Genomic DNA, 1,360 nt, shown 5'->3' on the forward strand with positions numbered 1-1,360 from the left:
TCCCGCGGAGGCCCGAAGGGCCGCAGCATACTGCTTGCGCTTGTTAAGTGCTTACGGGGTCTGAATAGTACCATTGCTACACAGGTTCTCGTAAAACTGTCGAAAGCTAAGCGCTTGCGTTTGGTATTTTTTGGTTTGAGCGCAAGGCTCTTCAATCAACCAATTGCAATACTCGTAGCAGTATCGCATTTTCTTATCATGCTCTCTGATAAGAGATCTAGAGAAATGTGACCACTCACTCCTAACGAAGTCTTTTGAATTAAATTCAATTTTCGATTTGTGTAACTGAGTGTACCACTGCACTGCTTCAACCAGATCTTGAAATAAATTAGAAAGATTATTCACCTCGGGTGATAAATAAACGTTCTTTAACAAGTTGGATTTTATATTTTTTTTATTAATTGCATAGAACGGCTCATGCTCCCAGTCACTTTTTGTGACTTTAGTTATAGTCAGCCACTGCTTTTCAATCATGTTTTGAAGCAGTTTAATGTGATTTAAATAATTTGATATCTTCTCATTCTGCGTTGAATCTTGCTTGTGAGCCGACAACTGATGGTTTATTGATATAAACGCGACGGCAGCTGCTACGCCTGCAAGGATGGGACTTAGCATCCCATTGAAGTATGTAGAGAATTCCGCCCAATCTTCTGGTGCCGACGAAAAATTTGAACCACCAATAATCCCTACGCCAATAACATACGAAGCTATTACTCCTGCGGCGATCAACAGAATTGTGGTGATTATATAAGCAATTATCTTATGGCTTGGCTTATTCATTCATAACTCAGAAACTTGAGCTTCTTTTCACTTAACGCCGCGCTCAGCCGCTGATAAAAATGGCATTTGTTTTGCGGATTTTTGCAACACAAATGACAGTTTTGGCAGTCGGTTGCAGCGCCTTGTTATGCCATTTCATTTCTTTAACACCTGATCTCGATACTCACGCCAGCTGTTTATACCACTAGTAGGATCATCTGCTTTTTCGATGAAATCACCGCTTCCTGTATCTAGACCTGACCATCCATTTTTAAGACACATTGCGATGATTGGTTTAACTATCTCATCAGATGCTCTCACGTGTAGCATCATTCCTTCTGCAATTTCTTTATCGCCCACGTTGAACCCAATAGAGCCAAACTCACAGTCATAGATTCCCCAAGCTGGATCGCTCCAGTTTGTTTTAGGGAAAAATTCTAAGACAGACTCATGAACGAAAGATCTTTCTCCAAGGTTTAGAGGAACTTCATCATCAGGTATTTCTTCAATTGATGAATAATCTCTTGAAAACTTAATGATTGAGATGTCCCAGCTCATATTCTCGATCTTTCCTTAGGCATAACGCCGTGCGCAGCGGCGG

At 41.0% G+C, this 1,360-nt stretch carries 2 protein-coding genes; both read right to left on the reverse strand.

Annotation, left to right across the window (positions count from 1 at the left end):
• Positions 1-51 precede the first annotated feature (51 nt).
• Positions 52-780: a hypothetical protein gene (locus tag B4U49_RS00525; RefSeq protein WP_078082655.1), complete on the reverse strand. Its 729-nt coding sequence runs from the start codon at positions 778-780 to the stop codon at positions 52-54.
• Positions 781-915: 135 nt separating this feature from the next.
• A complete protein-coding gene (locus B4U49_RS00530; RefSeq protein WP_078082656.1) occupies positions 916-1,317 on the reverse strand; it encodes a hypothetical protein in 402 nt (133 codons plus the stop codon).
• Positions 1,318-1,360 lie beyond the last annotated feature (43 nt).

This window comes from Microbulbifer mangrovi (assembly GCF_002009015.1).
Lineage (GTDB): Bacteria > Pseudomonadota > Gammaproteobacteria > Pseudomonadales > Cellvibrionaceae > Microbulbifer > Microbulbifer mangrovi.

Excerpts from the sequence above, each read along its gene's own strand:
- B4U49_RS00525 (WP_078082655.1), bottom strand. The coding sequence starts at position 780 with ATGAATAAGCCAAGCCATAAGATAATTGCTTATATAATCACCACAATT.
- B4U49_RS00530 (WP_078082656.1), bottom strand. The coding sequence starts at position 1,317 with ATGAGCTGGGACATCTCAATCATTAAGTTTTCAAGAGATTATTCATCA.